The organism is Streptomyces humidus (assembly GCF_014649655.1).
Classification (GTDB): domain Bacteria; phylum Actinomycetota; class Actinomycetes; order Streptomycetales; family Streptomycetaceae; genus Streptomyces; species Streptomyces humidus.
In genome coordinates, this window is record NZ_BMTL01000023.1 from 157819 (window position 1) to 170537 (window position 12719).

Annotated in this window: 9 protein-coding genes; 4 read left to right on the forward strand and 5 right to left on the reverse strand. The window is 72.2% G+C overall.

What is annotated here, in order from left to right:
- Window positions 1-78 precede the first annotated feature (78 nt).
- Entirely contained in the window at window positions 79-1248 is a 1170-nt protein-coding gene (locus IE239_RS26045; protein ID WP_190151819.1) for a lactate 2-monooxygenase, read from the forward strand.
- A gap of 90 nt (window positions 1249-1338) precedes the next feature.
- Here the strand turns inward: IE239_RS26045 and IE239_RS26050 are convergent, their stop codons facing one another.
- The 4 genes from IE239_RS26050 to IE239_RS26065 all read right to left on the reverse strand — a co-directional run bounded on the left by IE239_RS26050 (window position 1339) and on the right by IE239_RS26065 (window position 6492).
- On the reverse strand, window positions 1339-2973 hold the full coding sequence (locus IE239_RS26050) for a ricin-type beta-trefoil lectin domain protein (protein ID WP_190151820.1): 1635 nt from the start codon (window positions 2971-2973) through the stop codon (window positions 1339-1341).
- Between the two features lie 512 nt (window positions 2974-3485).
- Window positions 3486-3881: a toxin Doc gene (locus IE239_RS26055; protein WP_190151821.1), complete on the reverse strand. Its 396-nt coding sequence runs from the start codon at window positions 3879-3881 to the stop codon at window positions 3486-3488.
- 3 nt (window positions 3882-3884) lie between these two features.
- Window positions 3885-4130, reverse strand: a complete 246-nt coding sequence (locus tag IE239_RS26060; protein WP_190151822.1) for a hypothetical protein — start codon at window positions 4128-4130, stop codon at window positions 3885-3887.
- 121 nt (window positions 4131-4251) lie between these two features.
- Window positions 4252-6492 carry a glycoside hydrolase family 9 protein gene (locus IE239_RS26065; protein WP_190151823.1) on the reverse strand — a complete coding sequence of 747 codons (2241 nt, stop codon included), beginning with the start codon at window positions 6490-6492 and terminating at the stop codon, window positions 4252-4254.
- Window positions 6493-7140: 648 nt separating this feature from the next.
- Between IE239_RS26065 and IE239_RS26070 the strand changes: the two genes are divergently transcribed.
- Window positions 7141-8376 carry an acyltransferase family protein gene (locus IE239_RS26070; RefSeq protein WP_190151824.1) on the forward strand — a complete coding sequence of 412 codons (1236 nt, stop codon included), beginning with the start codon at window positions 7141-7143 and terminating at the stop codon, window positions 8374-8376.
- 473 nt (window positions 8377-8849) lie between these two features.
- Here the strand turns inward: IE239_RS26070 and IE239_RS26075 are convergent, their stop codons facing one another.
- Window positions 8850-10166 (reverse strand): acyltransferase domain-containing protein, encoded by a 1317-nt coding sequence (locus IE239_RS26075; protein WP_190151825.1) that lies wholly within the window; start codon window positions 10164-10166, stop codon window positions 8850-8852.
- 288 nt (window positions 10167-10454) lie between these two features.
- On the opposite strand from IE239_RS26075, the gene IE239_RS26080 reads away from it, so the two are divergent.
- The gene (locus IE239_RS26080; protein ID WP_190151826.1) at window positions 10455-11744 is read left to right on the forward strand and encodes a PucR family transcriptional regulator; all 1290 of its coding nucleotides are present in this window, start codon (window positions 10455-10457) and stop codon (window positions 11742-11744) included.
- 11 nt (window positions 11745-11755) lie between these two features.
- Window positions 11756-12719, forward strand: a 964-nt coding sequence (locus tag IE239_RS26085) for a beta-ketoacyl synthase N-terminal-like domain-containing protein (RefSeq protein WP_190151827.1), incomplete at its 3' end; no start/stop codon positions are given.

Consider the following 12719-nt stretch of genomic DNA (forward strand, 5'->3'; position numbering starts at 1 on the left):
CACGGCTACCCGCCGGTATCGTCGCCCTGCGAGTGCGACGCAGGGCGGACACGGGACGGCGAGAGGCGGGGCGGACGGATGGCCAGGCACTGGGCGGACTTCCAGTACGAGATCTATCTGAACGGGATGACGGGCGCGGTACCCCGGCTGCCCACCGACCTGACCCGGTTGGAGGAGCTCACCGAGCAGCGGCTCGGACCGGGCCCGGTCGGTTATGTGGCGGGCAGCGCCGGGGACGGCAGCACGGCGCGGGCGAACCGCGCCGCCCTGGAGCGCCGCCGGATCGTGCCGCGCATGCTCCGGGACGTCCAGGAGCGGGACCTGTCGGTCGAGGTGCTGGGCCGTGCCCTGCCCGCGCCGCTGGCCCTCGCGCCGGTCGGCGTGCTGTCGATCATGCATCCGGAGGCGGAGTCCGCCGCGGCCCGCGCGGCCGCCGCTCAGGGGGTGCCGTTCATCCTGTCGTCGGCGTCGAGCACGCCGATCGAGCGGGTGGCCGAGGTCATGGGTGACGCCGAGCGCTGGTTCCAGCTGTACTGGTCCAAGGACCTCGAGGTGACCCGGAGCTTCCTCGGCCGGGCGAAGTCGGGCGGGTTCAGCGTGCTCGTCGTCACCCTGGACACCCCGCTGCTGGCCTGGCGGCCGCGCGACCTGGACCAGGCGTATCTGCCGTTCCTGCACGGCGTGGGCACGGCCAACTACTTCACCGACCCGGCCTTCCGGGCGGGCCTGGCCAAGCCCGTGCACGAGGACCCGAACGCGGCCGTCATGCGCTTCGTCGGGTTGTTCGCGGACCCCGGCAAGACCTGGCCGGACCTGGCGTTCCTGCGGGAGAACTGGGACGGTCCGATCGTCCTCAAGGGCGTGCTGCATCCGGACGACGCCCGGCTGGCCGCCGACGCCGGAATGGACGGCGTCGTCGTCTCCAACCACGGCGGCCGCCAGGTGGCCGGTTCGATCGCGGCCGCCGACGCGCTGCCGGGGGTCGTGCGGGCGGTCGGCGACCGGCTGGCCGTGCTGTTCGACAGCGGGGTGCGCACCGGCGCGGACGTTTTCAAGGCGCTCGCGCTCGGCGCGCGGGCGGTGCTGCTGGGCCGTCCGTACGCCTACGGGCTCGGCCTGGACGGACAGGCAGGCGTCGAGCACGTGATCCGCTGCCTGCTCGCCGAGTTCGACCTGACCCTGGCCCTGTCCGGCCACGCCGGCCCGGCCACGGTCGGCCCCGCGGACCTCGTCGAGGACCCCGCCTGACCCCTGGCCCACCCCGTGCGACGTCGGCCCGCCCCGTGCGACGCCGTACCCCTGCCGACGAGGCGTCACCGCCGTGCCGTGAGCCGTGGGTCAGGCCGTGCCGTCCGAGAGACCGACCGGCTGGGCCGGGGGCGGCGCGTCCGTGCCGGTGACCGCGAGGGAGCCGGGGGTCGCCGAGGCGACGTCGGTGAGCCAGCGCTGGCCGGTGGAGTGGTCACGAACCTTGACGACGACGTCGGCGCCCACGCCCTCGCCGGCCGTCGCGAGCGCCAGCGCGTCGTCCCAGCGGGGCAGCAACTCGCCCTGCACGGTGAGGTCGTAGCGGATGTCCTCGCCGCGGGCGTCGGCGGCGTCGGCGCACGCGCCGAGGATGACCACGCCGGCGTCCGCGTGCGAGTCCACGCACAGGTCGGGACGGGCCGCGCTGCGCAGCTGCCCGTCGTCGCCGTACGACCACTCCTGCGTCCCCTCGGACGAGCAGGCCGCCAGCTGGACGGCGGCACCGGCCGTCGCCTCGCCCCGGATGTCCAGGCACAGGTCGGCGGCCGCGTTGCGCAGCCTGGTCCGCGCCGGCGGGTTGGGCAGTCGGGCGGTGCCGGGGGCCGTCGGCGAGGCAGTGGCCGCCTGCGAGTCGGCGCCGGGGGCGCTGCCGCTGGTGGAGGCGGCCGGGTCGGCGCCGCTGTCGTCCGACCACATGCCGGTGGCGAGCAGGGTCGTCAGCAGTCCGGCCGAGGCCAGGCCGACGCCGGTGAACAGCGCACGCGGCGACCGTGCCGTCCCGGACGCCCGTCGGCGGGGCGAGGGAATACGCGCGAGCAGGTTGCCGCCCCGGCCGCGCGTGCCGCCGCCGCGGTGGCGCGCCGAACCCTTGAGGCGGACGGTCTGCTGCTTGGCGCGGCCGGGACGGGTGTCGTGGTAGCGGCGGGCGCCCCAGCCGAGCACCGACTCGGCGAGCAACACGCCCAGGCCGCTGTCGAAGTGGCCGAGCTGCTCGGCGGCGGAGCGGCAGTAGCGGCACTCGTCCAGGTGCTGCCGCACGTCCGGCAGCAGGTCGCCGCCGCGGCGGATGGGGACGTCGAGGAGCCGGTTGTGGAAGCGGCAGCCCTTGCTCGGGGCGAGTTCCCGATGGGCGCGCACGACGCCCTCGCGGAGCTTGTCCCGCGCCTGTTCGAGGACGCCGGACACCGTCTCGGTGTCCATGCCGAGCAGACCGGCGGCGACCGTGACCGGTTCGGCCTCGACCTCCACATGCCACAGGACGCAGCGGGCCACCGCGGGAAGTCCCTGGAACGAGCGTTCCGTGAGCACCCGGTTGTCCGGGGTCATGGACTTGGCGCTGCGCATCCCCCGGGCGCCGGCCGGCTTGCGCAGCACGGGCAGCACCCCGGACAGCCCCTCGTCGGCCGACCACAGCCGGGCCGTGTCCCGCACCGTCACCAGCAGCCGGGGGCGCAGCGCGGTGCCCGGTTCGCCCAGCTTGAGCCGGTCGAAGACCTGATGGAAGACGGCCGTGGTCAGCATGGACGCGGCGGTTCCGGAGGAGGCGAGGCAGATGACCGCGTACTCGTGCACCGGCCGCCAGTGCCGGGCGATCAGCATGGCGGTGGACCGGTCGACCTCGCTGTCCGCGCCGCCGCGGGTCCCGGCGGCGAGCAACTCGTCGGATTCTCCGGGCCCCCCGCCGGGCGGGGGGTAGGGCGGAAGAGGAGGCTGAGGGGAAGGCACTGAGCGAATTCCTTTGGTACGTACCTGTTCGGTGCGGCAGGGAGCGGGAATTCGCCTCCGCCGACGAACGCAGGGGACCCGGCCATGACCCCCCGCACGGGTGGTTCACCTTTGCACAACTAAGTCGGGCACAACAAGGCGGCGACCGAAGCCGCGCTTATTGATGGAATGTCGATAACGGAAACCTACTCCCGCTGCGCCGTGCGCCTTTGGGCGCGCCTTGCCGCCTCGGCCGAATTCCGCTCATGCGCCCCGTGTGAAACGCGCACACCCAGCGAAGCATCGCGCACGCTCCCGGCACACCGGTCCGCGTAGTTGGCTGGAACCGGCCACTTCCTCGGAGGCCCCGCGCAGGACGGCGGCTCTCCTGCGCGAAACGGCCGCCGGCCTTGCTCCTCCCGCCCTCGGCCGGCGGCCCGAGGCACTTCGCGCTTCCGGCGGCCGGAGACCGTTTGCTCCCCTATATCTGCCAGGACCTCAATCGGTCGGCCGCTCCGTTATCTGCCAGGACCTCAATCGGTCGGCCGCTCCGTTATCTGCCAGGACCTCAACCGGTCGGCCGCTCCCTGGACGTCGGTCTTGCCGTCGAGCAGGTCACGGGCGAGGCCGACGAGCGCGCCGTACGGCGGGTCGATGCCGACGCCGCTGGTGCACATGTACGCCACCGCCGCCGCACAGGCGAAGCGGGCGTTGGCCGAGGGCAGCGGCCTGAGCAGGGTGAGCGTGTGCAGCAGGGCGGCGGCCCGCCAGGCCGGGTCGGATTCCGCGCCCGGCCCGGGCGGGTCGACGCGGTGCCGGGCCACGGCGGCGACCAGCGCGGAGAAGTCGCTGACGGCGCGATGCCCGGGCAGCACCTCTTCATGGCGCTGGAGCAGCCAGGGCACGTCGATGTGGATTGCGGACGTCATCGGTCAGGCGACCCGCCCTTCACCGCGGGCGGGGCGTTCGTCGTCCGGGAAAGCGGCGGCGAATTCCTCGGCGTGGGAGGCGAAGAAGCTGCGGAAGGTCTCCGCGCCCTCCTTGAGCGCCCGATGCCGCGCGATGTCGGCCGCGGCCGCCTCCCGCACGAGTGCCTTCATCGACGTGCCGCGTTCCTTGGCGATCTGCCGCAGGTCCTCCAGCTCGCGATCGCTGAACTCCACATTGAGGGCTGGCATGCCGTTCACGGTACCGCGCGGGTACTCACTCGTAAATATCCCCAGGTCATCCTAGGGCCACGATGATGACCGCACGGTACCGCAAGCTGTCCGTCCCGGCTCGTTCCCGATCGGGACGGGACTATCCCTGATCCGCCACGAAGGACGCCATCCGGGTCAGGGCCGCGTTCCAGTTGATCGCGGTCTCGTTGGTCGACCAGGACTGGATGTCGTCGATGTAGCAGAACTGGCCGACGCAGCCCTGGAGTTTGGACTGCGCATAGGGGTCCTGGATGCTCGAGTTCGCGCCGCCCGCCAGTGTTCCCGCCGGCGGGGACGGCAGCTTCGGGTCGAGCTGGTGGGCGTACCAACGGCTGTGCTGGTGCTGAGCGTTGGCCTCACCGTAGCCGGTGACGTAGGAGATGTTCAGCGCGTTGCGGCCGAGGATGTAGTCCATGCTCTGGACGGCCGCGTCGCGGTACTTCGAGGCGCCGGTGACGTCGTAGGCGGTCGCCAGGACGACGGCGTTGTTGAGGACCTGATGGCTGGAGCCCCAGTCGTAGCGGTTGCCCTCCGGCGCGTAGGGCATGCCGTACGGCTGCGAGGCCAGGGCGGCGAGGTACTTGTCGGCGCCCCGCACCACCGAGCGGCGGACGTCGTCCCGGCCGGGGAGCTTGCTCGGGACGAGGGCGAGGTCGAGGCGGCCGGCGGCGGCCGTGCGGGACCAGTCGAAACCGTTGGAGCCGAATACATCGGCGGTGTGCAACGGTGAGTTGAGCACGTGGTCGGCGAACCGCTGCTCGCCCGTGGTGAGATACAACTCGGCCGCCGCCCAGTAGAACTCGTCGGTCACGTTGTCGTCGTTGTAGGCGCCGCCGCCGGTGCCGTCGGCCGCGTCCGCGTACACGTCCGGATGAGCGAGAGCCGCCGTCCAGGCCTTGCGCGCCGCCGACAGCGCCTTCGCGGCGAAGGCCTTGTCGTAGGGCCGGTAGAGACGGGCCGCCTGCGCGGCCGTCGCGGCCAGGTTGAGGGTGGCCGCGGTGGTCGGCAGATGCAGTTCACGCTGCTGCGGGTCGTCGGAGGGCAGCAGGGGCAAGCCGGTCCACTGCGCGTCGTGGATCTTGTGGTGGGCCATGCCGGCGAGCGGCTGTCCGTCCGGAACCTGCATCTTCAGCAGGAAGTCCAGCTCCCAGCGGGCCTCGTCGAGGACGTCGGGCACGTGGTTGCCGCTCTCGGGGAGGGCGAGCGTGCCGTCGCCCAGTCGCGACGGGTGGCCGGTGCGGGCGACGAGGGAGCGTTCGTAGGTGCTGAGGACCTCCCAGGCGGCGATCCCGCCGTTGACGACGTACTTGCCGTGGTCTCCGGCGTCGTACCAGCCGCCGGAGACGTCGAGACGGTAGTCGCACTCGCCCGGCCGGCAGGGCACGCTCGTGTCGCCCAGGTTGGGGGCGACGCCCGCATGGCCGGCCGCCCTGCCGTAGCCGGGCCGCAGGTCGTCGCGGATCGCGATGCCGCTGCGCTGGGTGTAGTAGTACTTCACGGCGTCCAGGCCCAACTGCTCGTAGGCGGCGGCACCGATGTCGAAGGGCCGGCTGGTCTCGCCGTCGGCGACCAGCGTGAATCCGGCGCCGCGCTTGCGGTAGGCGCCGAAGTCGATGGTGTGGACGTTCTGCCCGGAGGAGGCGTCGAGTCCGCGCGGCACGCTCCAGCCGTGCGCGACCGTGTCCCCCGCGCTGTTCTTCAGCTGCCAGGGCAGCTTCGCCGCGGCGTCGGTGACGAGGGTGGCGTTCTTCGGTCCGGCGGGCAGATAGGCGACCTGGTTGACGCGTACCCGTGGCCCGGTGTCGGGCTCGTACACCACCGGCGGCACGCCGCCCAGCAGCGAGACGTCGTCCAGGCAGAACCGCCACGGATCGGCGCTTCCGCCCACCTGGAAGGCGACCTGCGCCTGGGCGCTGTCGACCGGCGAGGTGAACGTGTAGGAGTACGAGTCGCCCGCCGCGTCCAGCACCGGCGTCGCTTCCTGCCAGGTGTCGTACGGGGAGACGGCGAGCCCCACGATCGCCCGCACCGCGTGCCCCTCGGGCACCCCGGACGCACGGAACGAGAAGCGGTACGTCGTGCCCTTCACCAGGGTGATGTCGTTCTGGCCGATGGAGGAGTCCCAGCGGTTCGCGGTGCCCCCGGGCACGTCCGCGCACAACTGGCCCCCGGTGAGTCCGGCGGTGACGTTGCTGGTCCACCAGGGGTCGGCGGTCGTGTCGAAGCCGCCGTTCCTCACCTGTTCGACCTCGTCGGCGCCGGCGCTCTGCGCGGGCAGCGTGGTGAGCGCCGCGCCCAGCAGGGTCGCGAGGGAGAGCAGGGCGGTTCTGCGTCGTTTCACGTCCAGGCTCCTCGGTGAGGTGCGGGCCGCTCCGCGCGAGGTCCGGTCAGCATCGCGTGGGAGCGCTCCCAGAACGGGATCGCAGGATATAACCGCGGCGCGTGCGTGGGTAGTTGCCGGAGCGAAGCTCTGTGCGGGATGTGCGGCGCGGGGAACGGGGAGCGGGGGGTACAGCGCGGGAACGGGGTGTGCGCCGCGGGATCGGGACGTGCGTCCGCGGGAGGGAGGGCCGCGGGCGCAGGGCCGGTGCGCGCCGGGCGACCGGGGGGGGCGGCCGGCCCTGCGGACCGTAGAGCCGTAGAGCCGTGGCACGGTGAGCGTCCGGGGCCCCACGGTGCGGGGCGGGGCGGGAGCGGGGGCGTCTGTCACGCCGATATCCGCGATTACCGGAAAGTGGGCGGTCCCGGCCCGTACAGAATGGGGCGATTACCGGCTGATTACCGACCGTGGAGGACAGCGCATATAGCCTGCCGACTCCCAGTCGCGTCCGCTTTTCCGGTACGGAGGCTACTCGTTGTCAGGCTACCCGATATCCCGGTCCGCTCATTCCGTCCGAACGCAGATCACCTCTCCCCGTTCTCCCCGTACATCCCTGTCGCATTCCGCCGGCGAGTCCGCACTCCGTGGACTCCGGTCCTCGGCGATGACATGGTGACCCGGGGAACGGGCCCGAGCCGCACGGCCCGTACGCTCGCGCCCGCGCAGGCCGGAGCCTCCCGGCTGCCCTCCCTGACCGGACTGCGGTTCGTGGCGGCCCTGCTGGTCTTCGCCACGCACGTGCTCTGGTACACCCCACAGCTCTTCACGGGCGACACCGGCGCGGACCTCAGAGAGAAGTTCACGCTCTCCGGCTCCTACGGCGTCGGCTTCTTCTTCATCCTGAGCGGCTTCGTCCTGACCTGGACCGCACGGTCGGACGACACGACCACGTCATTCTGGCGCCGCCGCCTGGTGAAGATCGGCCCCATGCATCTGGTCACCTTCGGCCTGGCCGCCGTCCTCGTGGTCAGCACGGACCGTCCCACCCGCACGGTCGACTGGCTCGCGTCGCTCACCATGCAGCAGTCCTGGTTCCCGGACATCCGGACCAGTTCCGCCGTCAACGGGGTGGCCTGGTCGCTGTCCTGTGAATTCTTCTTCTATCTGGCTTTTCCGGCACTGCTGCCCGTTCTGCGTCGCATTCGGGAGGAATGGCTGTGGCCGGCGCTCGCCGCGGTGCTCGTGCTGATCGTGGGGGTCTTCCTCGTCGCCACCTACGTGGTGAACGACCAGCCGCGGCTCATGGCCTTCTCGGTGTCGGGTGAAGTCTCCTTCGACCAGGTGTGGTTCGTGTACTTCTTCCCGCCGGCCCGCGCCCTCGAATTCGTCCTCGGCATTCTTCTGGCCAGGATCGTGGCATCGGGACGGTGGCCGCGCATCGGTCTCGTACCGGCTTTCGCCCTCGCCGTCGCCGGATACGTGATCGCCCAGTACGAACCGTATCTGGCGGGCACCGCGGGCGTGGCGACCGTCTGGACCGCGCCGCTCATCGCCGCCGCGGCCGTCGCGGACCTGCGGGGCGCCGCCTCGGTGTTCCGCAGGCCGACGATGGTGTTCCTGGGCGAGATCTCCTTCGCCTTCTACATGGTCCACTGGATCGTCGTCATGACGGCCTCCGAACTCCTCGGCCCCACACGCACGTTCTCCCTGACGGCCGGCTCGCTGTTGGCGCTCCTGCTGCTGCTGACGGCCGTGGCGTGCTCCACGGTGCTGTACCTGTGCGTGGAGCGGCCCCTGGTGCGCCGCTTCGGGCGGCATCGCCTGAACGCGGGCCGGGCGAGCGCTCCGCCGACCGCGGCCACGGCGCCGTTGACCACGGACGGACCACGCCGGGTGCCCGAGTAGGGCACATCACCCCGGCCCCGCCGCCCGGTCGCCTGCCGCACAGCAGGGGACCGGGCGGCGGGGTCCGGCACGCCGGAGGCACCGGCGTACAGGCGGGGGACGGCGACGGCGGGGCCGACCGCCTGTCCGGCCGGAGGAATTCAGACGGCGTACGCCGGGGCGGGCGTGGGCGCGGCGAGCGGCAGGTGACCGGAGAACCCACGCGCCCCGCGACCGTCGGCCGGCTCACGCCTCCCGCGGCGACCGACGGACGAAGACCGACTCAAGGGCCCTCGGCGACCCGCGACCCGCGACCGGCTCACGCGCCCCGCGCCGGATGAACTCGCGCCTGGCAAAGGGACGTCGAAACCCCGGGCGCGGCGCCCGGGGGCGCGGCACGCGGGGGCCGGGCACCGGATCGCGGACGGCTTCGGCGTGGCAGGACCACTGCCGTCACTTCGCTCCCCCGTCGGCCGGCCCGCGGGAAGGGGACCTCACGCGAAGGCGGCCGTCCAGTTCACCGCGACGCCCTGCACGTACGCCTCCGCGAGCGCTGCCAGGAAGCGGCCCATGCCACCGTCCTCGTTGCGCAGCGTCGCCAGCAGCACGGCGGAGCCGCCGAGTTCCTCGACGGTGTCCTGCATGCCGACGCTGAGCACCGGCTGGGCACTGCACTCGACGAAGAGCGTGTGACCGTCGGCGACCAGGGAGCGGACGGCGTCGTCGAACCTGACCGTCTGGCGCAGGTTGCGGTACCAGTACTCGGCGTCCAGCCCGTCGGTGTCGACGCGCCCGCCGGTCACCGTCGAGTAGAACGGCACCTCGCCGCGCACGGGGACGACGTCGGCCGCCAGGTCGAGCAGGATCGGGCGCAGGTCCTCGACGTGCGCCGAGTGCGCGGCGAAGTCCACCCCCGGCACCCGCCAGCGCATCATCCGGGCCGCGGAGAGCGCGGCGCCGAACTCGGCCATCGCGCCGGCGTCGCCCGAGACCGTCATGGTGGCCGGACCGTTCACCGCGGCCACCGACAGCACGCCCTCCCAGTCGGCGAGCAGCGCTCGCGTCCGGTCGTTGGGGGCCAGCACGGTCAGCATCTCGCCCCGGCCGCGGATCTTCGTCAGGGCCTGGCTGCGCAGCGCGACGATCCGTGCCGCGTCCTCAAGGGACAACGCGCCGGCGACGTGCGCGGCCACGATCTCGCCCTGCGAATGACCGACCGCCGCGCCGGGTTCGACGCCGAAGCCGCGCCACAGGCGGGCCAGCGACAGCATCATCGAGAACAGCACGGGCTGGACGACGTCGACCCGGTCCAGCGGCGGGGTTCCCGGCGCCGCACGCAGCACGTCTTCGAGGGACCACTCCAGATACGGCGAGAGCGCCTGCTCGCAGGCGCGGATCTCCCGGGCGAAGGCGGGCGAGGCGTCCAGCAGTTCCACGGCCATGCCGGCCCACTGGGTGCCCTGGCCGGGGAACACGAACACCGGCCGGGCGTCGGCCTGTCGAGCGGCCCGCCCGCTGACCACGTTCGGCGCGCTCCGCTCCTCGGCGAGCGCCCGCACCCCCGCGAGCAGCTCCGCACGGTCGCGTCCCAGCACGACGGCCCGGTGTTCGAAGGCGGCGCCGGCCGCCACCAGCGACCGGCCCACCTCGACGGCATGGCCGACGGCGTCGGACGCCGGGTCGGACTCGAGCCTGCCCAGCAGCCGGGCCGCCTGGCCGCGCAGGCCTGCCGCGCTGCGCGCGGACAGCACCCAGGGCACCGGGCCCGCTGCCGCGTCGATCCGGACGTCTTGTGTGGCCGGCTTGCTCACGAGAACTCCTCAGTCACTGTCGATCAGTGGACCGCGCACCGCAAGGTAGCGCGCCGCGCGACAGTCCCCGCCCACTGCCCGGTAATTACGCAACAAGGTTTCAATTACCGGAGGATTACCCGCCGCGAGGTGCTCCGTGTAAGGCTGCCGACGTCCGGTCGCGTTCGATTTCCGGGAGGCTTCTCGTTGTCAGGCTACCCGATATCACAGGCTATGGTCCCCTCACAACCGCACATCACCTCCACCTATTCTCTGCTGCACCTACTGCGCCCCGCCGACGATTCGTTAATGCATTTACCGGCGACGAATCCGCAGTTGGTCGACGAGGTCGTCCGCAGGGTCGGATCGGGCGCGACGGGCTGGGCCATCGAGAACAGCCGACTGCTGCTCGCCGAACTGGCGGGAGAGCCTTTCGCCCGCCTGGACCCGAGATCCGGCAGTGAGACGCGGCTCGTCGAGTCGATAGCCCTGTGGGTCGTCCTGCGGCTCAGCGGCGTGCGGGCCATCAGCGGACTCCTTTCCGCCGAGCTCACCAACGCCATTCGCGAGCGCATCGCGGACAGCACGACCGTGGACCATCTTCTGCGGTATGTCCGGGCGACCCACGCGAGTTTCACCAGCGAGTTATTCGAATTCTGCGAGGAGGCCGTCCCGACCGAGGACCAGCCGGCCATGATGCGGTCCATCTCGGCCGACCTGTTCGAAGGAATGGAGACCCTCTCCGCCGCGGTCACCGAGAAGTTCGCCGCGGAACGCAACCGCTGGTTCGCCGGGCCGGTGGGCGAACGCTTCGAACTGGTGTCGGCGATGTTGAAGGGCAAGCCCGTCGATCCGCGGAAGGCGATGCTCCAGCTGCGCTACGAGCTGACGCTGCACCACATCGCGCTGGTCCTGTGGCAGGACGAGATCACCCCGGACGGCGGACACGAGCTGGACACCACGGCGCTGCGCCTGCTGGACCAGGCCGGCTGCTCCTCCATGCTCCTGCTCCCGGCGGGCCCGGGACGGCTGTGGGCCTGGGGCGGCCGCGCCAGTGACCGCCCGGTGGAACTGCGGCGCTCCGGCAAGCCCGTGGAACTGCCCGCGCACATCCACGTGGCGTCCGGGCTGCCGGGCGACGGCCTGGACGGCTTCCGACGCTCCCACGAGCAGGCGGTCACCGCGGAGCGCGTCGGCCGCATCGCCCGGTCCGGCCCGTCCGGGCTGTGCGACTACGGCGACCTGGAGCTCGTGATACTGCTCGGCGACGACGCCGAGGCCACCGCCGACTTCGTACGCCGCGAGCTCGGTCCGCTCGCCGCCGACACCCGGACGATGGCCGCGCTGCGCGAGACCGTGCGGTGTCTGCTGGACAACGAGCGCGGTGTGGCCGTGACGGCCAAGCACCTGCACATCGCGAAGAACACCGTGGTCTACCGGGTGAAGAAGGCGGAGCAACTGCTCGGGCGGTCCCTGCGGGAGGACCACCTGCGCCTGCATCTCGCGCTGTACCTGGCGGGACGGCTCGGCTCAGCGGTGCTGGCCGAGCCGGACCCCGCCGCAGGACTGGAGAACTCGATTCGGGCGGTGTCCAAGTGAGCGGTGGCCAAATGAACAAGGACGAGAAACTCCTCGACTACCTCAAGTGGGTCACGGCCGACCTGCAGAAGGCGCGGGCCCGGGTCGACGAGCTGGAGTCGAGCCGGTCCGAGCCCATCGCGATCCTGGGCATGGGCTGCCGCTACCCCGGCGACGTTTCCTCGCCCGAGGACCTGTGGCGGCTGGCGGCCGACGGCGTCGACGCGATCGGCGCCTTCCCCACCGACCGCGGCTGGGACGTGGAGGGCATGTACGACCCGGACCCGGACGCGGCGGGCAAGTTCTCCGCCCGCGAAGGCGGGTTCCTCAGCGACGTCAAGGGCTTCGACCCGGCGTTCTTCGGGATCTCGCCACGCGAGGCGCTGGCGATGGCCCCGGAGCAGCGGCTGCTGCTGGAGACCACGTGGGAGGCCGTCGAACGGGCCCGCATGGACCCGCGCTCGCTGAAGGGCAGCGACACCGGGGTCTTCGTCGGCGTGCCCTACACCGGCTACGCCTCCATGGTCGACGCCACGGCGACGGGCACCGAGGGCTACGCCATGACCGGGATGCTGACCAGTGTCGCCTCCGGCCGGATCTCCTACGTCCTCGGGCTGGAGGGGCCCACCGTCAGCATCGACACGGCCTGCTCGTCCTCGCTGGTGTCGATCCACAACGCGGTGACCGCGCTGCGGGGCGGCGAGTGCGGGCTTGCCCTGGCCGGCGGCGCGATGGCGATCCCCGTGCCGGACGGCTTCGTGGAGTTCTCGCGGCAGCGTGGACTCGCTCCGGACGGCCGCTGCAAGGCGTTCGCCGCCGCGGCGGACGGCACCGGCTGGTCCGAGGGCGTGGGCATGCTCGTGCTGGCGCGGCTCTCCGACGCCCAGCGGCTCGGGCACCCGGTGCTGGCGGTGATCCGGGGCAGTGCGGTGAACTCCGACGGGGCGTCGAACGGGCTGACGGCGCCGAACGGTCCGTCGCAGCAGCGGGTGATCC

Excerpts from the sequence above, each read along its gene's own strand:
- IE239_RS26055 (WP_190151821.1), bottom strand. The coding sequence starts at position 3,881 with ATGACGTCCGCAATCCACATCGACGTGCCCTGGCTGCTCCAGCGCCAT.
- IE239_RS26045 (WP_190151819.1), top strand. The coding sequence starts at position 79 with ATGGCCAGGCACTGGGCGGACTTCCAGTACGAGATCTATCTGAACGGG.
- IE239_RS26070 (WP_190151824.1), top strand. The coding sequence starts at position 7,141 with ATGGTGACCCGGGGAACGGGCCCGAGCCGCACGGCCCGTACGCTCGCG.
- IE239_RS26060 (WP_190151822.1), bottom strand. The coding sequence starts at position 4,130 with ATGCCAGCCCTCAATGTGGAGTTCAGCGATCGCGAGCTGGAGGACCTG.
- IE239_RS26080 (WP_190151826.1), top strand. The coding sequence starts at position 10,455 with ATGCATTTACCGGCGACGAATCCGCAGTTGGTCGACGAGGTCGTCCGC.